At 73.7% G+C, this 20556-nt stretch carries 22 protein-coding genes and 1 pseudogene; 7 read left to right on the top strand and 16 right to left on the bottom strand.

Annotated features, from left to right (window positions below; translation table 11 throughout):
- Window positions 1-45 precede the first annotated feature (45 nt).
- The 5 genes and pseudogenes from cydB to Acit_RS06645 form a co-directional block, all read right to left on the bottom strand.
- Window positions 46-1134, bottom strand: coding sequence for a cytochrome d ubiquinol oxidase subunit II (gene cydB, locus Acit_RS06635; protein WP_248107181.1), 1089 nt, complete (start codon window positions 1132-1134; stop codon window positions 46-48).
- An 81-nt stretch (window positions 1135-1215) separates the two neighbouring features.
- Complete coding sequence (locus Acit_RS13910) at window positions 1216-2628, bottom strand: cytochrome ubiquinol oxidase subunit I (RefSeq protein ID WP_376746021.1); 1413 nt, start codon at window positions 2626-2628, stop codon at window positions 1216-1218.
- 109 nt (window positions 2629-2737) lie between these two features.
- A complete protein-coding gene (locus Acit_RS13915) occupies window positions 2738-2878 on the bottom strand; it encodes a hypothetical protein (RefSeq protein WP_376746022.1) in 141 nt (46 codons plus the stop codon).
- Window positions 2879-2937: 59 nt separating this feature from the next.
- Window positions 2938-4068, bottom strand: a pseudogene (locus Acit_RS13920) (dihydrolipoyl dehydrogenase); the annotation flags it as partial.
- 111 nt (window positions 4069-4179) lie between these two features.
- Window positions 4180-4641: a hypothetical protein gene (locus Acit_RS06645; RefSeq protein WP_248107192.1), complete on the bottom strand. Its 462-nt coding sequence runs from the start codon at window positions 4639-4641 to the stop codon at window positions 4180-4182.
- 172 nt (window positions 4642-4813) lie between these two features.
- Here Acit_RS06645 and Acit_RS06650 point away from each other — a divergent pair, with 172 nt between their 5' ends.
- On the top strand, window positions 4814-5071 hold the full coding sequence (locus tag Acit_RS06650) for a YgaP family membrane protein (RefSeq protein ID WP_248107194.1): 258 nt from the start codon (window positions 4814-4816) through the stop codon (window positions 5069-5071).
- Window positions 5072-5159: 88 nt separating this feature from the next.
- Window positions 5160-6014 (top strand): sigma-70 family RNA polymerase sigma factor, encoded by an 855-nt coding sequence (locus tag Acit_RS06655; RefSeq protein WP_248107196.1) that lies wholly within the window; start codon window positions 5160-5162, stop codon window positions 6012-6014.
- Here Acit_RS06655 and Acit_RS06660 read toward each other — a convergent pair.
- From Acit_RS06660 to Acit_RS06675, 4 genes are all read right to left on the bottom strand, one after another.
- Window positions 5992-7257, bottom strand: a complete 1266-nt coding sequence (locus Acit_RS06660; protein WP_248107198.1) for an NAD(P)/FAD-dependent oxidoreductase — start codon at window positions 7255-7257, stop codon at window positions 5992-5994. The two genes, Acit_RS06655 and Acit_RS06660, sit on opposite strands and share 23 nt — an antisense overlap.
- 45 nt (window positions 7258-7302) lie before the next feature.
- A complete protein-coding gene (locus Acit_RS06665; protein WP_248107200.1) occupies window positions 7303-7656 on the bottom strand; it encodes a DsrE family protein in 354 nt (117 codons plus the stop codon).
- 103 nt (window positions 7657-7759) lie between these two features.
- Entirely contained in the window at window positions 7760-8047 is a 288-nt protein-coding gene (locus Acit_RS06670) for a hypothetical protein (protein WP_248107202.1), read from the bottom strand.
- Between the two features lie 64 nt (window positions 8048-8111).
- On the bottom strand, window positions 8112-8762 hold the full coding sequence (locus Acit_RS06675) for a response regulator (RefSeq protein WP_312709998.1): 651 nt from the start codon (window positions 8760-8762) through the stop codon (window positions 8112-8114).
- Between the two features lie 86 nt (window positions 8763-8848).
- On the opposite strand from Acit_RS06675, the gene Acit_RS06680 reads away from it, so the two are divergent.
- On the top strand, window positions 8849-9997 hold the full coding sequence (locus Acit_RS06680) for a GAF domain-containing sensor histidine kinase (protein ID WP_248107204.1): 1149 nt from the start codon (window positions 8849-8851) through the stop codon (window positions 9995-9997).
- 16 nt (window positions 9998-10013) lie between these two features.
- Here the strand turns inward: Acit_RS06680 and Acit_RS06685 are convergent, their stop codons facing one another.
- The 5 genes from Acit_RS06685 to Acit_RS06705 all read right to left on the bottom strand — a co-directional run bounded on the left by Acit_RS06685 (window position 10014) and on the right by Acit_RS06705 (window position 13300).
- Entirely contained in the window at window positions 10014-10442 is a 429-nt protein-coding gene (locus Acit_RS06685; protein WP_248107206.1) for a hypothetical protein, read from the bottom strand.
- Between the two features lie 187 nt (window positions 10443-10629).
- Complete coding sequence (locus Acit_RS06690; RefSeq protein ID WP_248107207.1) at window positions 10630-11238, bottom strand: hypothetical protein; 609 nt, start codon at window positions 11236-11238, stop codon at window positions 10630-10632.
- 122 nt (window positions 11239-11360) lie between these two features.
- Window positions 11361-11888, bottom strand: coding sequence for a hypothetical protein (locus Acit_RS06695; RefSeq protein ID WP_248107209.1), 528 nt, complete (start codon window positions 11886-11888; stop codon window positions 11361-11363).
- Window positions 11885-12322: a universal stress protein gene (locus Acit_RS06700; protein ID WP_248107211.1), complete on the bottom strand. Its 438-nt coding sequence runs from the start codon at window positions 12320-12322 to the stop codon at window positions 11885-11887. Before Acit_RS06700 ends, Acit_RS06695 begins: the two co-directional genes overlap by 4 nt.
- A gap of 96 nt (window positions 12323-12418) precedes the next feature.
- On the bottom strand, window positions 12419-13300 hold the full coding sequence (locus tag Acit_RS06705) for a PaaX family transcriptional regulator (protein WP_248107213.1): 882 nt from the start codon (window positions 13298-13300) through the stop codon (window positions 12419-12421).
- A gap of 81 nt (window positions 13301-13381) precedes the next feature.
- Between Acit_RS06705 and Acit_RS06710 the strand changes: the two genes are divergently transcribed.
- From Acit_RS06710 to Acit_RS06725, 4 genes are read left to right on the top strand one after another with little or no spacing between them, the layout of a single operon-like run.
- The gene (locus Acit_RS06710; RefSeq protein ID WP_248107215.1) at window positions 13382-14968 is read left to right on the top strand and encodes an FAD-dependent monooxygenase; all 1587 of its coding nucleotides are present in this window, start codon (window positions 13382-13384) and stop codon (window positions 14966-14968) included.
- Entirely contained in the window at window positions 14965-16668 is a 1704-nt protein-coding gene (locus tag Acit_RS06715; RefSeq protein ID WP_248107217.1) for a (2,3-dihydroxybenzoyl)adenylate synthase, read from the top strand. Before Acit_RS06710 ends, Acit_RS06715 begins: the two co-directional genes overlap by 4 nt.
- Complete coding sequence (locus tag Acit_RS06720; RefSeq protein WP_248107219.1) at window positions 16665-17765, top strand: cupin domain-containing protein; 1101 nt, start codon at window positions 16665-16667, stop codon at window positions 17763-17765. Before Acit_RS06715 ends, Acit_RS06720 begins: the two co-directional genes overlap by 4 nt.
- Window positions 17762-18466 carry a maleylpyruvate isomerase family mycothiol-dependent enzyme gene (locus tag Acit_RS06725; RefSeq protein WP_248107225.1) on the top strand — a complete coding sequence of 235 codons (705 nt, stop codon included), beginning with the start codon at window positions 17762-17764 and terminating at the stop codon, window positions 18464-18466. Before Acit_RS06720 ends, Acit_RS06725 begins: the two co-directional genes overlap by 4 nt.
- A gap of 28 nt (window positions 18467-18494) precedes the next feature.
- On the opposite strand, the gene Acit_RS06730 is transcribed toward Acit_RS06725, so the two are convergent.
- Window positions 18495-19862: an NAD(P)/FAD-dependent oxidoreductase gene (locus Acit_RS06730; RefSeq protein WP_248107227.1), complete on the bottom strand. Its 1368-nt coding sequence runs from the start codon at window positions 19860-19862 to the stop codon at window positions 18495-18497.
- Window positions 19863-19884: 22 nt separating this feature from the next.
- Window positions 19885-20475, bottom strand: coding sequence for a TetR/AcrR family transcriptional regulator (locus Acit_RS06735; protein ID WP_248107229.1), 591 nt, complete (start codon window positions 20473-20475; stop codon window positions 19885-19887).
- Between the last annotated feature and the right edge of the window lie 81 nt (window positions 20476-20556).

A 20556-nucleotide genomic window follows, 5' to 3' on the forward strand; every position in this document is an offset into this window, starting at 1 on the left:
CAGCCGGACCGGTCGGCCCCAGACCCGCGCACCGGTGACACGGGCTCAGTGCCCGAGGACCGACCCCGAGCCGCCACCGCCGGCTCCTCGGGGCGTGGGCGGCGCGGCGAGGGGTGGGCGCTGGAGCCGCTGGCGGAACACCCAGTAGCTCCAGGCCTGGTAGGCGAGGACGAAGGGGGTGAAGATGGCCGCCACGACGGTCATGACCAGCAGCGTCTCGTGGGCGGAGGCGGCGTTCCAGATGGTCAGGCTCCGACCCGGGAGGGTCGAGACCATGACCCGCGGGAACAGCAAGGTGAAAACCGCCCCCGTGGCCGCCAGGATGGCCAGGGCGCTCACCCCGAACCCCAGGCCCTCGCGGCCCGCCACGAGGCTGACGCCGACCAGGACGACCCCGAGCACGCTGAGGGCCAGGAGGGCCGCGGGGACCGCGCCCGGCAGCGACCCGGGCCGCGGCGTCCCGGCCACCGCCACCCCGACCCAGCCACCCACCCCGGCCAGGAGCAGGGCGCTCGGGGCGACCAGCCACCGGGCGGCCCGCTTCGCTCGCTGCTGCAGCGCACCGGTGGTCTTGAGCGCCAAGAAGACCGCCCCGTGGAGGCAGAACAGCACGAGGCCAGCCAACCCGCCGACGATGGCCACCGGCTGGAGCAGGCCGCCGAAGCCACCCAGGTAGTGGCCCTCGGCCCCGATCCGCAGGCCCCGGACGAGGTCGACGAAGGCCACCCCCCAGAGGAGCGCGGGGACCAGGCTGCCGAGCGCGTGCGCCGCCCCCCAGGTCCGTCGCCAGCTGGCCGAGGCTCGCTTGGCCCGGAACTCGAAGGCCACGCCCCGGACGATGAGCCCGACCAGGATGAGGAACAAGGCGAGGTAGAACCCGCTGAACATCGTGGCGTACCACTGGGGGAACGCTGCGAAGGTCGCGCCGCCGGCCACGATGACCCAGACCTCGTTCGCGTCCCAGAACGGCCCGATGCTGTTCAAGGTAATCCGCCGGTCCACGTCGTCCCGGGAGAGGAGCGGCGAGAGGATCCCGACACCGAAGTCGAAGCCCTCCAGCACGAAGTACCCGGCCCACAGCACCCCGATGAGGGCGAACCAGACCGTATTGAGGCTCGCCACCGGCCCGTTCACCGCACCACCACCTCCTCCTCGTCCACGCTCGCCTCGGTGGGCCCGGTCACCGCCTCGGACACGGCGGTCCTCCTCGAGGGGTCAGTAGACAAGGCCGACGACCTCGTTCGCCGACCCGGGCCCGCCCTCGGTGCCACCCTCTTCGCCCGCCCCCTCGTCGAGGGACTGCCGGGCCGCTCGGCGCATGAGGACGACGTCCACCACGCCGAGCACGGTGTAGAGCACGGTGAACCCGGCGAAGGTCCCGAGGACCGCCCCGGTGCTCACCGTCGGGGAGATGGCCTCGGAGGTCTTCATCAGGCCGTACACGATCCAGGGCTGGCGGCCCATCTCGGTGAACAGCCACCCGCAGGTGTTGGCGAGGAACGGGGCGGCCATCATGGCGACCAGCACCCAGAGGGTCCGCCGGCTGTCCTCCAGCCGCCAGCGGGACCGCTTCAAGGAGAGCCACCACGCCCAGGCGACCGCGGCCAGCATCAAGAAGCCGAGGCCCACCATGAGTCGGAAGCTCCAGTAGGTCACCCAGATCACCGGCACGTAGCTCCCCGGGCCGTAGCGCTTGGCCTCTTGGCGCTGGATCTCGTCGATGCCCTGGACCTTGCCGTCGTAGGAGAGGTCCGCGATGAGGCTCAGCAGGTGGGGGACCCGGATCTGGAAGATCGGCTGGCCCGAGAGGTTGCCGATGGTGAGCAGCGAGAAGCTCGCTCCGTCCGCGCTGCGGTAGAGCGCTTCGGCGGCTGCCATCTTCATGGGCTGCTGCTCGTCCATCAGGCGGGCTTGGAGGTCCCCGGTGGTGATGGTGGCGAGCAGGCACACCGCCCCGAAGCCCGCGGCCAGGCGAGCTGCTCGGCCGAAGGCCGGCACGTGGCGGCGCTTCAGCATCTGCCACGCCGACACCCCGAGCACCACCATGGCCGCGGTCACGAAGGCCGCCAGCACCGTGTGGGAGAACTCGGCCCACAAGGTGGAGTTGGCGAAGACCGCCCAGATGTCGGTCAGCAGCGCCTTGTGGTCCACGATCCGGTAGCCCACGGGGTGCTGCATCCAGGCGTTGGCTGCCAGGATGAAGAGGGCGGAGACCGTGCTGCCGAAGGCCACCAGCCAGATGCTCGCCAGGTGGACCCGCTTGGAGAGCCGGCCGCGGCCGAAGACCCACACCCCGAGGAAGGTCGACTCCAAGAAGAACGCCAGGAGCCCCTCCATGGCCAGGGGCGCCCCGAAGATGTTGCCGACGAAGACCGAGTAGTTCGACCAGTTCATGCCGAACTGGAACTCCTGGACGATGCCGGTGACCACCCCCATGGCGAAGTTGATGAGGAACAGCCGCCCGAAGAACCGGGCCAGGCGGTCCCACTCCGGGTCGTCGCGCCGGTAGGCCAGGGTCTGCATCCAGGCCACCAGCACCCCGAGGCCGATGGTGAGGGGGACGAAGAGGAAGTGGTAGACGATGGTGACCCCGAACTGCCAGCGGTCCAAGAGCTCCCTCACCGCCACCTCCTCGCTCGTCGCTCCCGTCGTGGAACGGACCTCCCGTGGATCGACCGGACGAGCACGGCCCGAGCCCCCCTGGCCACCGGCCCGCTGCGGGCCCTTGGAGGCCGGCTCACGCCCATCGGGCCCGGGCGGCCGCGCCGATGGTCTCGGTGGCCATGGGGTGGGGGAAGGCCACCTTGGCCAGGTCCTCGGCCCCAAGGCCCCGCTGCACCGCGACGGCCAGGGGGGCGATGAGCTGGGCGGCGTCCACCCCCAGGATCTGCGCTCCGACCGGGCCCGGGCGTCGAGCTCGAAGGGGGCCCGCGTCACGACCGCTGCGTCCCCGAGCTCCGCCCGGGCGGCCGCCGGCCCGAGGCCCACCTGCGCGAGCTCCGGCTCGCTGAACACGGTCATGGGCACCGCGTCGAAGGCCATGGCGTCCACCGGCTGCCCACCGGCCGCGATCACGTGGGCGGCGACGAGGCTCTGGCGAACAGCGGCATGGAATAGCGGGGTCCGGCCGTTCACGTCGCCCGGAGCGTAGACCCGCGGGTTCGTCGTCCGCAGCTGGGCGTCCACCGCCAAGGGACCCTGCTCGGGGAGCCCCAGGTGCCCGAGGCCCTCGGGCAGAACCGGGTGGCGCCCGGTGGCCATCACCGCCAGGTCCCCGCGCAGCTCGAAGCGGTGATCGACGCTGTGGCACTCGACCACCACCTCGCCGCCCTCCTGGCGCAGCCCGGTCACCCGGACCCCCAGGTGCACCCCGACCCGCCCGGCCAGGGCGTCGGCCAGCTGGCCGGCCAGGGAGACGTCGAACCCGGGGAGCAGCTGGTCCTCCACCTCGAGGATCACTGGCCGGGACCCCAGGTGCTCGAGCATCGAGGCCACCTCCACGCCGATGTAGCCGCCGCCGATGACCACCGGTCGCTCGGGGAACGGCAGGTCGGCGCCCAGACGGAACAGGTCGTGGGAGGTGACCGCCAGCTCAGCACCCGGCACCGGCAACCGGCTGGGGGCGGAGCCGGTCGCCACCACGAGGTCCCCGAAGCGATACCGCCGGAGCTCGCCCTCGGCTTCCTCGACCTCCACCAGGTCGGGCCCGACCACCCGGGCCACCCCCCGATGCATGCGGATCCCCGAGCGGACCAGCTCGGCCTCGTGCTGCGCGTACCGCCGGCGCTGCACCCGGTCCTTGTGCCCCAGCACGCCTTTCCAGTCGACCTCGGGTGCTGGACCGTGCAGGCCGAAGAAGCCCTGCCGACGAGCCCGGGCGCGGGCCAAGGCGACCTCCCGGACCGCCTTGGAGGGCACGCAGCCCTCCGCCAAGCAGTCCCCACCGAGGTTGCCCACCGGGTCCACCAGCACCACCCGCCGACCCGCTCGGTCCAAGAAGAACGCCCCGGGGTACCCGCCACCCCCGGCGCCGATCACCACGACGTCCGCGTCCTCGACCTGCGTCATCGGGACCACCTCCTCGCCAGCCCTGTGCCCCGCGGTGATCCTGGCCCGCCGTCGCCAGGGGGACCAGGGTCGAAGGTCCCGTCCCTGGCTCCGCCGGGGTCGGGACGACGATCAGGTGGTGGGCTGCAGGAAGCCCTGTGCCCAGGCCAGGACGGCCTCGTCGGGGGCGTCGGCGAACTGGTCGCTCACCCAGCGCCCCACCGGCTCGCCCCCCAGGTGGCGAACCTGGCCCTGCTCGTCGGTGAGCACCTGGGCCAGCAGGCCGTGGGCCGCCAGCACGCCGAAGGGATCGGGGTCGTAGCTCCCGGCGTCGATCACCGCCCGGATCTCCGGAACACCCAAGGGGCTCTCCACCCACCGGGCGACGCAGTCCGCCACCTCGTCGGGCCGCAAGCCCCCGGCCAGGAACGCCATGCGGTCGTGGTCCTCGGCGACGATCTGCAGCACGTCCCAGACCCGCCCGCTCCAGGGGCCCTGGGCTCCGAGCAGCGCCAGCACCTGGGCCGGCACCGTCCCGTCGAACCCCGCGTGGGCCCGGAGGCCTTGACGGAGGTCCTCGAGGGTCATCTCCATGGCCGCTCCCTTCCCTCGCCGCGCCCCGATCCGGGACCGAGCCGCAGCGTACCCCGAGCCACTCTCCCCGCCTAGGGCCTAAGGACCCGGTCGCTCGGCACCCGGTATCCATCCGAGCCCCTCGCACGTCCATGAAGTGTTCGAGAGAAGGAAGCGAGCGAAGGAGGCAGCGATGAGGAAGAACATGGGAACCTGGGACCGGGTGGCCCGAGGGGTGCTCGGCGCTGCGGCCCTCGCCGGCAGCGGCCTCGTGGGCTTCACCAGCCCAGGGGGCATCGTGCTCCTGGTGGTGACCGCCCTCATGGGCACGACGGCCGCCAGCGGGGTCTGCCCGCTCTACAGCGCACTGCACGTCCAGACCACCCGCCGCGCCACCACGAGCGGCACGCCCGCTGCCCGCTCGAAGCTCCACCTGCACCGGGCGGCCTAAGGCAGCCCGACCGGGGCCGAGCGAGTCTGGAGGGTCCGGCGATCCTCGCTCCTGCACGGCTTCCACTGCTCCCCTACCCTTGGGGGCAGTGGAAGCCACCCGCGTCGGCACCGAGGACCGCCCGAGCAGGTTCGAGGACCAGGTCGCCGCCGAGGTCCCGGGCTTGCTCCGCTACGCGCGTTCCCTCACGAACGACCCCGTGCTGGCCGAGGACCTCGTCTCGGAGACCGTCCTGCGGGCCCTGGAGCGACGCCGGCAGTTCCGCGGCGAGGCGTCGCTGCGGACCTGGCTGCACCGGATCCTCCACAACGTCGCGATCGACCAGCACCGCCACGAGGGCCGCAGCGAACCGGTCGCCGAGCCCCGGGTCCCGCGCCCCACCGTCGTGGCCGACGATCCCGCCGAGCGGGCGCTTCGAGCGCTCGACGCCGAGGAGGTCCGCCAGGCCCTCGAGCACGTGCCCTTCGCCACCCGCAGCGCCCTGCTCCTCCACGACGCCGAACGGTTCAGCGACCCCGAGGTGGCCCGGATCCTCGGCATCTCCCTGCCCGCTGCCAAGCAGCGCATCCGGCGCGGTCGTCTCCAGCTCCTCGAGGCCCTCGCCGCCGAGCCCCGCCGCCGCCAGGCCAACCGGGGCGTGCCGCTCTCGTGCGCCGATGCTCGCCAGAAGATCCCCGACCTGCTCGAGGGCGGCCTCGACGCCACCGACCAGGGCCTCCTCGAGGCCCACCTCGCCCACTGCGTCAGCTGTCCCCCGCTCTACCGGGCCCTCACCGGCCTCCCCGCTACGCTGAGCGAACTGCACGACCCCGACACGGTCGTCCCGCCCGCCCTCGCCGAGCGCCTCCGGCTCCTCCTCGCAACCCACGCTCCGGCGGCGCACCGGCTCGGGAGCGGGGAAGCCGCCGGCGGCTCCGCCCTCAGCCCGGGAGGTGGTCCATGAGGAGATGGGTGGCCGGCACCCCGAAGGCCGGCGGCTTGCCCCCGGTGCGGAAGTACATCTCCTTGAACGCGAGCTTCATGGCGTAGGGCGCGTAGCCCATCTTGAACACGGCGGTCCGCCCGCCGTACCAGAGGTCGGAGTGGATGTAGAAGCCCTGGTGGCCGCCGATGTCGCCGAAGCAGAGGATCTCGGGCCGGTACTCGGCGGGGGCCCCGTCGTCGGGCTCGACGCCGAGTTCTCTCGCCAGCTGCCGGGCGACGATCTCGGCCTGCTGATGGCCCAGCGCGCCGAGCTTGGGCACGGTCAGCGCGGCGGCGTCGCCGACCGCGAAGACCTCGGGATGCCCCGGGTTGCGCATCGACCGGTCGGTCACCACGAACCCGCGCTCGTCGCTGATCGGCAGGTCGGCGAGGAAGGCGTGGGGCACCCAGTCAGGCAGGACGATCTTGATCTCGGCCTCCACGCTCGCCCCGCTCTCGAACTCCACCCCCTCAGCGGTCAGCCGGGCGACGTCCACCGTGTCGTTCAGGTACCCGAAGCCTTTCTCCTTGGCCATGGCCAGGAACTGCTCGACGATGGGTTCGCCGGCGTCCTCGGCGATGAGGTGCGCCGGGGTGAACAAGGTGACCTTGTGGGCGTCGCCCAGCCGGTGCTCCTCGAGCCAGTGCGCCATGGCCAGGCCCAGTTCGAGTGGCGGGCCCTCGCAGGCCGCGAGGCCGACCGGCAGCCAGTCCGGCTTCTGGTCGGTTCCCTGGTGGAACCGTGCCGAGCCGATGGCGATCGGTCCCCCGCGGTACTCGGCGAGCCGGCGCCGCAGTCGGTTGCCGTAGTAGCCGCTCGAGACCGTGTCCCCGTGCTCCCCGAACCCTTCGATGCGGTCGTAGGCCAGCCGATTGCCCAGGGCGACGACCAGGTAGTCGTAGCCGATGGCCTCCACCGCCCCGCCCGGCCGGTCGCTCGGGACGACCTCGACCCGCCTGGCCTCGGGGTCGACGGCCAGGACCTCGGCCTGCAAGAAGGTGTTGCCGTCCTTGGCGTGGATCCGGGGCGTCTCGAGCAGCATCGACTCCAGGGGGTCCCGGTCCGCGAGGACCTCCATCTGGATGTTTGGCACGAAGGTCAAGGTGGCGTTGCGGTCGACGACCACGATCTCGACACGTTCCCCCAGCCTTGCCCGGAGGAAGCGAGCTGTCGTCAACCCGGCGAAGCTGCTCCCGAGCACCACCACTCTCGGCGTTGCCACCGCCCTCTCCCCTCGACAGCCTCGGGCCCGGGACGAGGACTGTCCTCAGAACGTGAGGACGTCCCAGCCCTCGGCGATCCTCGTCGCCACCTCGACCCCACCTTGCACGACCGTGGCCGGCAGCATCTGGTCCTCGGTCAGGCCGAGGTTCTCGAGCGAGTTCCGGCACGCGGCCACCTGCACCCCGGCCCGGCGCAACCCGTCGAGCTGCTCGGCGAACTGTGGCGAGTTCCGCTGGTTGGCCCGCAAGACCTCGATGCCCGGCCCGAGGAAGAGCAGCTCGACCTGCCCGGTTCCGTGCTGCTGCAGCGCCCCGGTGAGCTGGAGCACGGCGTTCGCCCGGACGAGCGCCTCCTTGCCCGTGGTGAGCACCACGAGGATGGAACGACCCTCTGGCATCGGCGCACCTCCTCGGCGGGGCAGCTCGGGATTCGCCCGGGCTGCTGCCTCCAGAAGGGAGCCTAGCGAGGTCGTCGCTCCACCGGCGCTCCTCGCCCCCGGTTCAGCGCCCGAGCACCTCGAGGATGAAGCGCCGCTCGTCGCTGCCCTCGACGAAGAAGCTGGCCACCGGGTGGTAGGTGTCGGCAGCGGTCACGATCCGGGCGGCCACCGCCAGCCGGGCGAGAAGGACAGGCAGGCCGAGGGCGTCGAGGAGGGCGGGCGCCAGCCGCTCGGGGTCCTCGACCCCGGCGTCGCGGAGCACCTGGGTGGCCTTGACGGCGAGATCCTCGAGGGACCGGGGCGGGCCGGCTGGCCCCTGGCCCGGGGGGTCGGGGGATGGTTCGGTCATCGTCCCCTATGGTCGACGAGGGAACCGGCGGTGCCCAGGGCCGAAGGTCCCCGGCTCACCGGGCTCAGGGCTTTGGGAGGCGGGGCTCGACGAGGCGGGCGGCGAGGGCCGCGGCCTGGGAACGCCGGGCGAGGCCGAGCTTCGCGAGCACCACCGAGACCTGGTTCTTCACGGTCTTCTCTGCCAGGTAGAGCTCGGCGGCGATCTCCTTGTTCGTCTTGCCCTCGGCGATCCCCGCGAGGATGCTCCGCTCCCTCGGGGTCAAGCGCTCGAGGGCCGAGCGGGCCGCCGCCAGCTCCTCCAAGCGGGCAAGGGCGGCCGTGGCGGTCGCCTGGTCGATCAGGCGGTGGCCCTTGGCCGCGGCCCGGATGGTGCCGAGCAGGTCGCTGCCGTGGACCTGCTTCAAGAGGTACGCGCTCGCCCCCGCCAGGACCGCTTGGGCGAGGGCCTCGTCGTCGGCGTACGAGGTCAGGATCACGCAGGCCACCTCGGGGTGCGCGGCCCGGATCTCCCGGCAGACCTCCACCCCGTTGCCATCGGGGAGCCGCACGTCGACCACCGCCACCGCTGGCCGGCAGGCCGCCACCGCGTCGAGGGCCTCGGCGGCGCTGGCCGCTTCGCCCACGACCTCGAACTCCCCGCCGGCCTCGAGGAGGCGCCGGAGGCCCTGGCGGACCACCTCGTGGTCGTCGAGCAGGAACACCCGGATCCCCACCCCGCCAGTCTGCCAGACCGGACCTGCTCCCGGCCCGGTGCTCCCGGTCCGTGCCTCCCGGCCGGCCGGGGTGGCCGGATGGCAAGATGGGCCCGGTGGCGTACTACGACATCGACGATGCCAGCACGCTGCACGCGCTGTTGGACGCCGTGCTGCTGGTCGGGTCGGGGCTCGAGCTCGAGGGGGTCCTGCGACGGATCGTCGAGGCCGGCTGCTTCCTGACCGGGGCCCGCTACGGGGCGCTCGGGGTGCTGGACCCCTCCCACGAGCACCTCGAACGCTTCGTCCACGTCGGCCTCGACGAAGAGACCGTGGCCCGCATCGGCGAGCTCCCCGAGGGCCGGGGCGTGCTCGGCCAGCTCATCGTCGAGGCCAAACCACTGCGCCTGGAGGACCTCACCACCCACCCGGGCTCGGTCGGGTTCCCCGAGGGGCACCCCCCGATGCGGAGCTTCCTCGGGGTGCCCCTGTTGGTCCACGGCGAGGTCTACGGCAACCTCTACCTGACCGAGAAACGCGGCGGGAAGGCTTTCACCGAGCTCGACGAGGCCCTCGTTGTCGCCCTGGCGGGCGCGGCGGGCATCGCCGTGGAGAACGCTCGGCTCCACGCCCGTCTCGCCGAGCTCGCCCTGATCGACGAGCGCGAGCGCATCGCCCGGGACCTCCACGACACGGTCATCCAGCGGCTCTTCGGGGTCGGGCTCCAGCTCCAATCCGTCCTGCCGGTCGTCCAGCTCGAGGAGGTGAAGGACCGCATCACCGACGCGGTGGGCGAGCTCGACGAGATCATCCGCCAGGTCCGCACCACCATCTTCGCCCTCGACATCCCCCCGCCGGCCCGCGGCGGACTGCGGGCCCAGGTCCTCGAGGTCTGCGCCCAGGCCACCCGCAGCCTCGGCTTCGACCCCGAGGTCCGCTTCCAAGGCCCGGTGGACCGCCTCGTGCCCCCAGCCCTCGCCCCCGAAGTCCTCGCTGCGTTGCGCGAGGCCCTGGCGAACGCCGCCCGGCACGCCCGGGCCAGCCGGGTCCAGGTCGAGCTCAGCGCGGACGACGAGCTCCGCCTCGTGGTCACCGACGACGGGGTCGGGCCGAGCGCCCAGCCCCAGCGGCCACTCGGCCGGGGCCTGGCGAACCTCGCCAGCCGGGCCGCCGCCTACGGCGGCAGCTTCCAGCTGACCCGGCACCCCGACGGCGGGGCGGTCGCCACCTGGCGGGTCCCCCTCCCGAGCCCCTGAGGCGGCCCGACTCGGCTCAGCTCGTGCCAGCCAGCAGCAGGTCCCGCCACGACGGCTCGGGCCCGTCAAAGGCCACGAACCCCACGTGCCGCCGGTGCCCGGCGAGCTGGCGCTCGATGCTCATCCCGCGCCGCTCCAGCGCGTACCACCAGGTGCCCTCGGCGATCTCGCCGGCCTCGGCCTCGGCCAGCACGGCACCAGGCGGCTCCACCCGGCGCAGCCCGTAGCCTGCCACCCCGACGATCCCCGGGGCGCTCGCCCCGGCACACTGGGGGTCCACCCGATGCCAGACCCGGCCCTCCTCGAGCGCCGACAGGACCCGGTCCACCCCGTCGCGTTGCACCAGGGCCCACAGAGCCCGGCCGAGGCCCTCGGGATCGCCGTCCTCCTCCACGACCACCGGCAGGCGTGGCTGGTCGGCCTCGTCATCAGCGCTCCAGATCACCAGGGCGCTCGGTGGACGGCTCGGGGGCCGTTCGCTGGCACCGTTCCCGCTCCCGACCGGCGCAGCGCCGGTGCCCCGGTCGTCTCCGTTCGCGGCAGGGCCGGGCTCCGTGGAGCCCGGCCCTCCCGCTTCGTGACTCACGATCTCGTCGGTCATCTGGCTCGCACCCCGTCCTCGCTCGCTTGCCCTACACCTGGGCCAACACCCGGTGGGGTTCCAGGATTTCCTCGGTGTCCGGGGTGCGCCGGGCGTGCCACAACCCGAGGCCGACGAGCACTGCCATGACGAAGGCCAGCACGAAGGCGGCGATCCCGGCCCAGAAGGCGATCTCCCCGAAGACGCTGAAGGCGTAGGCCTCGAGGAGCAGGCCCCGCAAGGTGGTGCCCTGGAAGGACGTCTGCTCCAAGGACGCGAGCTCCTTGGCCTGCGGGCTGCCCGGGGCGGCCTCACGAGCCTTCGTGGAGATCACCGCGTAGACGCCGTGGTAGGGCATCTCCGAGAGGTGCACGGCGATGAAGTCGTTCGCGTACACCTCGGCCTGCTGCCCGGTGAGCAGCTGCTGCCCCGCGTACTGCGACACCGTGGGGATCATGCTTGGGGTGATCTCGGTGCCGGGCTTCGCGTGCTCGAACGCCGACTTCGGGGGGAAGAAGATCTCCTGCTTCGCCAACTGGTTGTGCACCTCGTTGTTGGCGAAGCTCGCCCCCCACATGAGCAGCGCGCCGGCCACCACCAGCACCACCACCATCACGGCGCCACCAGCGCTCGCCAAGAGGTCGAAGACCTTGCGTCGCATGGCTGCTCCCTTCTCCCGATCGGGGATCCGCTCCCCGCTTCACTCTCAGCCTGCGCCTCGCGCCGGGTGCCCTCTAGGGCCGAAGGTCCCAAGATCCCTCCGGGGAACCTCGTGCCTCCGGCTTAGGGACAGGGCACCAGCGATTGCTGCGCCACGGGAGGGTCCATCGCCTGGATGCCCCGGGCCATCCCGCGCACTACGGCCCGCAGGGTCCGCTCGCCGACCCGGTGGAGACCCAAGCGGTCCAGGGACCGACCCAGACTCCCCCCCGGGGGGTGATAGGCGCCGCAGAGCCGCAGCTCGCTCGACGCCACCCCCAGGGAAGCCAGCACCACTTCGGCCTCCAGGCTGGGCAGCACCTGAGGGGCCCGAGCAGGGCGCCACCGCAGCCCGAGCACCACCCGGTCGCCGAGGTCCTGGCTTCCGAGGACCTCGGCCCACACCGGCTGGGCACCGGGCCCGGCGGGGCCGAAGGGCCCCACCCGACCGGTCAGCGCCGGGTCGGTGTCCTTCGGGGCGGCACCGAGCGCGCCGGCCACGATGGCTTCGCGGTGCTCGAGCAGCCGGGCGCGAGCGACCTCGAAGGGCACCTCGACGGTGGCCGCCACCTCGATGAGCACCGCGGCAGGGCGCTCGACGCCCGGGCTCACCCGGGGCGCCCCGCCGGGACCACCACGACAGGACACGGCGCGTGGTGGACGACCTGGGCGCTGGTCGAGCCGAGCAGCAGCCCGGCGAACCCGCCATGCCCCCGCGAACCGACCACCAGCAGGATCGCACCGCCTGCTTCGTCCACCAGCACCTTGGCCGGGGGACCCTCGACCACGCGCTCGTCCACCGGGATCCCGGGTTCCTCTCCGAGGACCTCGGCCACCTGGCTCCGAAGCAGCCGCTCGGTCTGCGGCGCCACCTCGGCGTAGAGCTCGGCCGGGTAGGGCACCGGGGCGTAGGCCCCCACCGGCACCGTCCACGCCCGCAGGACCCGCAGCACCGCACCCCGCAACCGGGCTTCCTCGGCCGCGAACCGCAACGCTGCCGAGGACCCCGGCGACCCGTCGACTCCGACCACCACCACATCGGCCATGACAACCACCTCCACCACCGAGGATCGCCGGAGCGGGCGGGGCCGACCAGGGCCGAATGGCCCCTTTTCGGGTTGGGCGGCCTTCTCCGGCTGCCCTCAGCCCACCTGCTCGGCAAGCACCTGGGCCACGAAGTGGCCCGCGGGGCCAGCCAGCGCGTCGTGGGCCTCGCGAAACGCCCGGTGCGCGGCGGCGCCAGGCCAGTCCTCGGGGAGGAGCTCAGCGGGGAGATTCGGGTCCCGGAAGGGGAACTGACGGTAGTGGGCCACCAGGTCGATCTGGAGCCGCAGGGCGTCTGCCCCCGCGAGGCGCTCGAGACGGGCGGGGGGCGGAAGGTGGTCCAGCCGGGCGAGGAAACCCCGGTAGTCCTGCGCCAGGCCCCGCAGGTCCCAACACCGTTCGACCAGGTCCCGATCGGCGCCGGGCCCGGCGGTGGTCCCGGTGAAGAGATCGACCCGGGCGGCAGCGGCCCGCTCGGCCAGCGCCGCGGCCACCTCCTCGAGCCGGTCGTGGGGGCTGATCCAGGTCCCACCGGCAAGGGGCCCGAACCCGAACCAGGCCAGGATCCGTCGTACCCGGTGCCGCTGCTCCCGGTCCCGCTCGGGCACATGGAAGATCACCATCCGCCAACACCCGTCCCAGACCGGCGTCCGCCACTCGAAGATGCGTTCCCGGCCCTCGTCCAGGAGGGCAACGGCCCGTGGAGTGAGGGCCCACTGCACGGTCCTCCCGGCCCGTGCGCTCGCCAGCCAACCCTCCCTGCGCATGCGGACCAGGGCGCTGCGGGCACTGGCCTCGGGGATCCCGAGGACACCGAGCAAGGCGACCAGGGTCGGCGTGCCCACCCGACCGCCGTGGTGGCGCAGGTGGTCACCGAAGAGGTCGAACAGCACCGCCCGGGGGCGCCGGGGGCCGGCAGAGATCTCGTGCTCGACGGGTTCCGGGGGCGCCTTGGCGCGATCCAGCACGAGGTTCGACACCACCCCCAAGCTATGTCAGAATTCAGGCGGTCGTCATCTCGGCGCCACACTTGGTCTGGGCCGGCGCCGGAGGGGGTGGGTATGCGCCTCGGGGTGCTCGGGGGAGGACCCGGCGGGTTGTTCTTCGCCACGCTGGCCAAGCGGTCGCAACCGGGACGAGAGGTGCACGTCTTCGAGCGGCACGAGCCGGCTCGGACCTTCGGGTTTGGCGTCGTGTTCTCGGATCGGACGCTCGCCGGCCTGGAGGCGGTCGACCCCGGCCTGCACGAGGCCATGGTGGCGGAGGGCACGCACTGGGAGCAGATCGAGGTCCGGCTCCGGGGCGAGCGCTACGGCTGTGGCGGGAACGGGATGGGCGCCCTGCGTCGCAGCACCTTGCTGGGACTCCTTGAGCGCTCGGCGACCGAGGCGGGGGTGGTACTGCACTCGGGGAGGACCGTCCGCCCCGAGGACGTCCTCGAGGACGGGTTCGACCTGGTCGTCGGCGCGGACGGCACCCACTCGGCGCTCCGAGGACGCTTCGCGTCGGCCTTCGGCGCCGAGGTGGCGACCGCCCGGGCCCGGTTCGTCTGGCTGGGCACGACCTGCCCGTTCCCTGGCCTGACGTTCCTCCACGAGCAGGATCCCGCCGGGGTGTTCGCGGTCCACGCCTACCCGGTCGGTGGAGGCCTCTCGACGTTCATCGTGGAGACCGACGAGGCCGCCTGGGAAGCGGCCGGTCTGGACCAGGACGGGGTCGAGGACGGAGAGGGTGCGCTACCCCGGACGCTCCCGTTCCTTGAGCACCTCTTCGCCGAGCACCTCGGGGGCCACCGGCTGCTCGTGAACCGTTCCCGCTGGTCGAGCTTCGTGACCCGCCGGGCGGCGCGCTGGTGGGTGGTGGCGGGGCGGGTGCCGGTGGTGCTCCTCGGGGACGCGGCGCACACCGCCCACTTCTCGGTCGGCTCGGGCACGAAGATGGCCATGGAGGACGCCGTGGCCCTGGTCGAGGCCCTGGATCAGCACCCGGGTGACCTCGAGGCGGCGCTCCGGGCCTACGAGGCCGTCCGGCGGCCCGAGGTGGAGCGGATCCAGGCGGCCGCCCGGCCGAGCCTGGCCTGGTGGGAGCACTTCGGCCGCGCCTATCGGGCCCTGCCGCCCTGGCAGTTCGCGTACCACTTCTTCACCCGCTCCCTGCCCGAGTCCCGGCTGCGACGCCGGGACTCGGGGTTCGTGGACGCCACCCACGCCCGCTGGCGGGCGGTCCACGGGGCCCGGCCGCTGGCCAGCTCGCTACGCCTCGGCGACCGGCGGGTGCCGGGTCGACTGGTCGAGGTGCGAGGCGACGCCGTGGTGCTCCCCGACGGGCTGCTCCCCTTGCGGAACCGTCCCGCGCCGGGCAGGGGACCCTGGGGCCTGGTCCTCGACGCGCCGTCCGGCGAGGAGGGGCTCGGGGAGGCGCAGGCGGTGCTGGCCAAGGGTGTTGCGGAGCACCCGGTGTTGGTGGCGGTGCGGGGCGGCACCCCGCTCACCCGCCGGCTGCTCGGCGAGGCGGCCCGCCTGGAGGAGGGTTCCACGACCCTGGTGGTCGAGGAGGCCGAGGGGCCCGAGCTCGAGGACCTGGCGGTCACTGCGGTGCTCTCGGGTCGCTGCGACCTGGTGGGGGTCCCCGAGGGGGCCCAGCGATGACGACCCGGGCGACACCCCGCCCCCTGGAGGAGGGCCTGGTGCCCTGGCCGGAGGAGTTCGCCCGCCGCTACGTCGCCGAGGGGTACTGGATCGGGCAGCCGCTCGGTGCGGTGCTGCGTCGAGCGGGCCTCCGGACCCCCGAGGCGCTGGCCCTCGTCGACGGGACGACCCGCTTGACCTTCCGGTCCCTGCTGGCCCGGGCAGATGGGCTCGCCGTCGCGCTCCTCGAGGACCTCGGGCTGCAGCCCGGAGACCGGCTGCTGGTCCAGCTCCCGAACTGCTGGCAGTTCGTCGTGCTGACCCTGGCCTGCCTGCGCGCCGGGGTCGTGCCGGTGATGGCCCTGCCCGCCCACCGGGAACGGGAGCTCGGCGAGCTGGCGGCCCACAGCGACGCCGTGGCCATCGCCGTCCCCGAGGTCCATCGAGGGGTGGATCACCTGGCCATCGCCGAGGCCATCACCCGGGCCCCCGGGTCGACGCTGCGGTCGGTGCTCGCCGTCGGGGAACCCCGGGGCCCCGGCCAAGTCGACCTGACCGCCTGGTGCGCCGAGCCGCCGGACCCGGAGGCGAGCGCGGCCCGGCTCGACGCGCAGGCCCCCTCGGGTCGCCAGGTGGCCCTCTTTCTGCTCTCAGGGGGCACCACCGGCACGCCGAAGCTCATCCCCCGGACCCACGACGACTACGGGTACAACGCCCGGGCCAGCGCCGAGCTCTGCCGGCTGGGCCCGGGGGACGCCTACCTGGTCGCCCTGCCCGGGGGCCACAACTTCCCCCTGGCCTGCCCGGGGATCCTCGGCACCGTGCTCCGTGGCGGGCGGGTGGTGATGCTCGACTCCCCCGAGCCCGAGCGGGCCTTCGCCACCATCGCCGCCGAGCGGGTGACCGTCACCGCCGTCGTGCCGGCCGTCGCCCAGCGGTGGCTGACCCACGCCGAGGCCCACGGGGCCGACCAGCTCGAGAGCCTCCGGCTCCTCCAGGTTGGCGGGGCCCGGCTGGCCGAGGAGGTGGCCAGGCGGGTCGAAGCGGTCCTCGGGGTGACGCTGCAGCAAGTCTTCGGGATGGCCGAGGGCCTGGTGAACTACACCCGCCTCGATGACCCGAAGGAGGTCCGGTGCGCGACCCAGGGCCGGCCGCTCAGCCCCGGGGACGAGATCCGGGTGGTCGACGAGGCGGGGCGGGACGTGCCCCCCGGGGTCGCGGGGTTGCTGCTCACCCGCGGGCCGTACACGATCCGGGGCTACTACCGGGCACCTGAGCACAACGCCCGGAGCTTCGATCCGGACGGCTGGTACCGCACGGGGGACGTCGTGGTCCGCCGGGACGACGGCAACCTGGTGGTCGAGGGCCGGGAGAAGGACATCGTGAACCGGGGCGGCGAGAAGATCAGCGCCGAGGAGGTCGAGAACCTCGCCTACCGTCTCTCCGGGGTCCGCCAGTGCGCTGCCGTGGCGGTGCCCGACCCGGAGCTCGGCGAACGAGTCTGCCTCTTCGCCGTCCTCGCCCCCGGGACCACCCTGACCCTCGCCGGCCTGCGGGCCGCGCTAGCGCCCACGGGGGTCTCCCCGCTGCTCCTGCCCGAACGCCTCGAGCTCGTGGACCAGCTCCCGACGACCGCGGTGGGCAAGATCGACAAAGCGGCCCTCCGGGCCGAGGCGGCCCGGCGGGCCGCAGCGGAGGACCGAGAAAGGAGGCCGAGATGACTCGCACCAGCCCGGAGCCGGTGGCCGAGGAGGCCGAGCTGGCCGAGCTCTACGAGGACCTGGCCCGCCAGGGCTTGGTGCCGTTGTGGACCATCCGGGAAGGCCTCATGCCCACCGAACCGACACCCCGCGCGCAGCCGGCCCTCTGGCGCTGGGACGAGCTCCTCCCCCTGGCAGCCCGAGCCGCCGAGCTCGTCCCGGTCGGCCGGGGCGGGGAGCGGCGAGCCATCAGCCTGGCGAACCCCGGGCTCGGCGGGGCGCCCTACGCAACGCCGACCCTCTGGGCCGCCATCCAGTACCTCGGCCCACGGGAAGCGGCACCCTCGCACCGCCACAGCCAGTCGGCGTTCCGCTTCGTCCTGGAGGGCGAGGGGGTCTGGACGGTGGTCGACGGGGACCCGGTCGCCATGCGCGCCGGGGACCTGCTCCTCACCCCGGGCTGGTGCTTCCACGGGCACCGCAACGTGACCGACCGGCCCATGGCGTGGCTCGACGGCCTGGACATCCCCTTCGTCGCCCAGATGGACCAGGGGTTCTTCGAGTACGGGCCGGCCGAGCCCGAGGACGCGGGGACCCCTGCCCGAAGCCGCAGCGAACGGCTCTGGGGCCAGCCCGGCCTCGCCCCCGTCGCCGCCCTCGGCGCGCCGGCACCGCTCGCCTCCCCCCTCGTCGCCTACCGCGCCGAGCGCATCGACGAGGCCCTGGCCGCCCAGCTGGCCCTCGAGGACGAGGGCCATCCCGGTGTGCTCGAACCGGGGCACGCCGCGGTGCGGGTCACCAACCCGGCCACCGGCGCCGACGCCCTGCCGACCATCCGCCTCGAGTTCCACCGGCTCCGGCCCGGGGCCAGCACCCCCTGGCACCGGAGCAGCGAGTCGGCGGTCTGGCAGGTCACCGCGGGTTCGGGGACCGCCGAGGTCGCCTCGGGCTCGATGACCCTCGGGCGAGGCGACCTGCTGGCCGTGCCCTCCTGGGCCGAGCTGCGGTTCCTGGCCGGGACGGGCGGCCTGGACCTCTTCTGCTTCTCCGACGCCCCGGTCTTCGAGCGGCTCGGTCTCCTCCGCCACGGGACCCGGGCCGGGGGGAGCGCCCGGTGAGCGCCTCGCCGTCCCCGTCCCCCGAGGTCCTCGCCTGGTGGGAGGCCGGGGAGGCGCACCTGCGGACCCTCCTCGACACGCTCGGCCCGGAGGACCTCGACGGGCCCTCCCTGCTGCCGGGCTGGCCCCGGCGGATGGTGGTCGCCCACGTGGCCCGCAACGCGGACGCCCTCGGCAACCTCCTTCACTGGGCTCGGACCGGCCAGCCCACCCCGATGTACCCCTCCCGGGAAGCCCGGGACGCGGCCATCGCCGAGAGCGCCGCCCAGGACCCTTCGGCCCTGGTCGCCGACTGCGAGGAGGCAGCCGGCCGGTTCGCCGAGGCCCTCCGGTCCCTGCCGCCGGCGGCCTGGGGGGCCGAGGTGACCACCGCCCAGGGCCGCTCGGTCCCCGCCTCGACGGTCCCCTGGCTGCGCTGCCGAGAGGTCTGGGTCCACGCCGTCGACCTCGCCGCCGGCACGGGCTTCTCGGACCTGCCCGAGGCACTGCTCCTCGCCCTCCTCGAAGACGTCACGGCGGCCTGGCAGCGCGCCGGGCGGGACCCGGGCCTGTGCTTCGTGGTCGGCGACCGGCGCATCGGTTCGGGGCCCCGGGCCCTCCGGGGAGACCTGCCTGCCCTCGTGGGCTGGGCGACCGGCCGCCTCGACGCCAGTGAGCTCGAGAGCGACGAGCCGATCCCCCCACCCCCGCCCTGGCCCTGACCGACCCAGCCCCAGGGGCAGTGCCCGCTCACTCGAGGGCGGCGAGGGCCAGGCGGGCCAGGGCCGGCCGGTCGTCCTGGCGGTCGTCCACCTCTTGGAGGATCCGCTGGGCGCCGCCCACCAGCCAGCGCCCGAGGGGCTCGGGGGGCAGGGGAACGGGTGCCTTCGTGACGAGGGGCAGCTCGCACCGCTCGGTCCGCTGCTCGAGGAGCAGGTCCCGGACGATGAGGCCGGCCAGCCGGGACTGGGCGACCCCGTGGCCGGCATAGCCGAGGGCGTAGCAGATCCGCTGGCGCCGGCCCAGGAAACCGACCGTGGCGAAGCAGTTCACCGTGCCGCACACCGGGCCGCCCCAGCCGCCGGCGATGGCCACGTCGGCGAGCTGGGGGAAGGCCCAGCGGAAGCTCTCCTCGAGGCGCCAGAACACCCGGGGGTCCCGGTCCCGGCGAGGGTCGGGAGGACCGAAGGCGATGGGGGCGTCCCGCCCGCCCCAGAGGATCCGGCCGTCGGGGGTCGGGCGGTGGAAGTGGGGCATGATCCGCTTGTCCTCCACCCCCACCCCCGTCGACCACCCGACCCGGTCCCACTGGGCCGGGTCCAGCGGCTCGCTCACCACGATGTAGGCGTAGACGGTGAACAGGAACCGCCGGAGGGCGGGCACGGCCGCGGCGTAGGCGTTCGTGGCCAGGACCGCTCGGTCGGCGTGGACCTCGCCGCCGGGGGTGCGGGCCCGCACCCCCGTGGGGGTCTCGGCTAAGGACAGCACCGGGCTCGCCTCGTGCACCGTCACCCCGCGGCGCCTGGCCGCCTCCCTGAGCCCTAGGCAGAGCGCGGCCGGGTCGACCAGGAGGCAGTCCCGCTCGAAGTGGCCCAGACGGATCCGAGGGCTGTCGACCAGGGCCCGGCACTGGGTCCCCGAGCGCTCCTCGAGGTCGTCGAGGCCGAGGCGCTCCGCCGCCTGGAGGTCCTGGCGGATCCGGTGGTCCTGTTCGGGGCCGTTCGACACGGTGAGGAGCCCCGGTGCCCGCAGGTCGCAGGCGATCCCCTCCCGCTCGCAGAAGGCTCGGATCTCGCGCAGCTGCTCCCGCATGGCGAGGTGGGTGGCCCGGGCCCGGGTGGGCCCGACCTTGCGGAGCAGGTCGTGGAGGTTCCGACCCACCATGGTCATAGCGAAGCCCCCGTTGCGCCCGCTCGCGCCGTAGCCGGCGGCCTTGGCCTCCAGCACCGCCACGTCCAGCGCCGGATCGGCCTCGACGAGGGCCAGAGCGGCCCACAGGCCGGTGAAGCCGGCACCCACGACCACCACGTCGGCCACCCGCGTGCCCCGGAGCGGCTCGAGCTCGCCCGGGCTCCCTGCTCGACTGGTCCAGAGGCTGCGGGTCCTCCAGCTCCCCACCCAGTCCTCCTCCCGACCGTGCTCAGCCGACCCCGGCCCGCTGGTCCCCCCGTGCCCGGCGCGCCGGCCCGGCGGCACGAGGCGCCGGCTCCACGAGGGCGTCGACCACCCGGTCCAGCACCGCCAGGGTCGGCTCCACCTCCCCGACCGTCAGGACGTGGAGCACCCCCTCGGCGAAGGCCCCGAGAAGGACCTTCGTCGCCGCCGTCGCCTCCACGGTCAGCTCCCCTCGCGCCTGGGCCTCCGCGAGGAGCGAGCCGAGCAGCGACCCGGCCTCCTCCTGGTCGACCCGGCCGGCCACCTCCACCGACGGGAGCACCCAGGCGTCCCGCAGGAAGAACCGGGCCTCCCCCAGCCCCGAGAGGGCGTCCAGCATGGCCCGCAGGCTCCGCTTCAGGTTCTCGGCCAGCCCGAGGTCCTCCCGCAAGGACCCCGCCGCGGCGTCCGCCAAGCGCCGCCACGACCGGCGCCAGAGGTCGGTCGCCAGGTCCTCCTTGTCGGCGAAGTAGTAGTAGAAGGCGCCTTTCGTCACCCCGGCCGCCTGGACGATGTCGTCCACCGTCACCGCGTGGTAGCCGCGTTCGCAGAACAGGGCGAGGGCGGCCTCTGCCACCTCTTCCTTGGTCCGGCGCGCTGCTGGTTCCCGACGTGCCATCACCCGACCACGACGAATGCGACCAATGCAATGGTTTTC

The sequence above is a fragment of the Aciditerrimonas ferrireducens genome (assembly GCF_023130475.1).
In the GTDB taxonomy this organism is placed as follows: Bacteria; Actinomycetota; Acidimicrobiia; order Acidimicrobiales; family UBA8190; genus Aciditerrimonas; species Aciditerrimonas ferrireducens.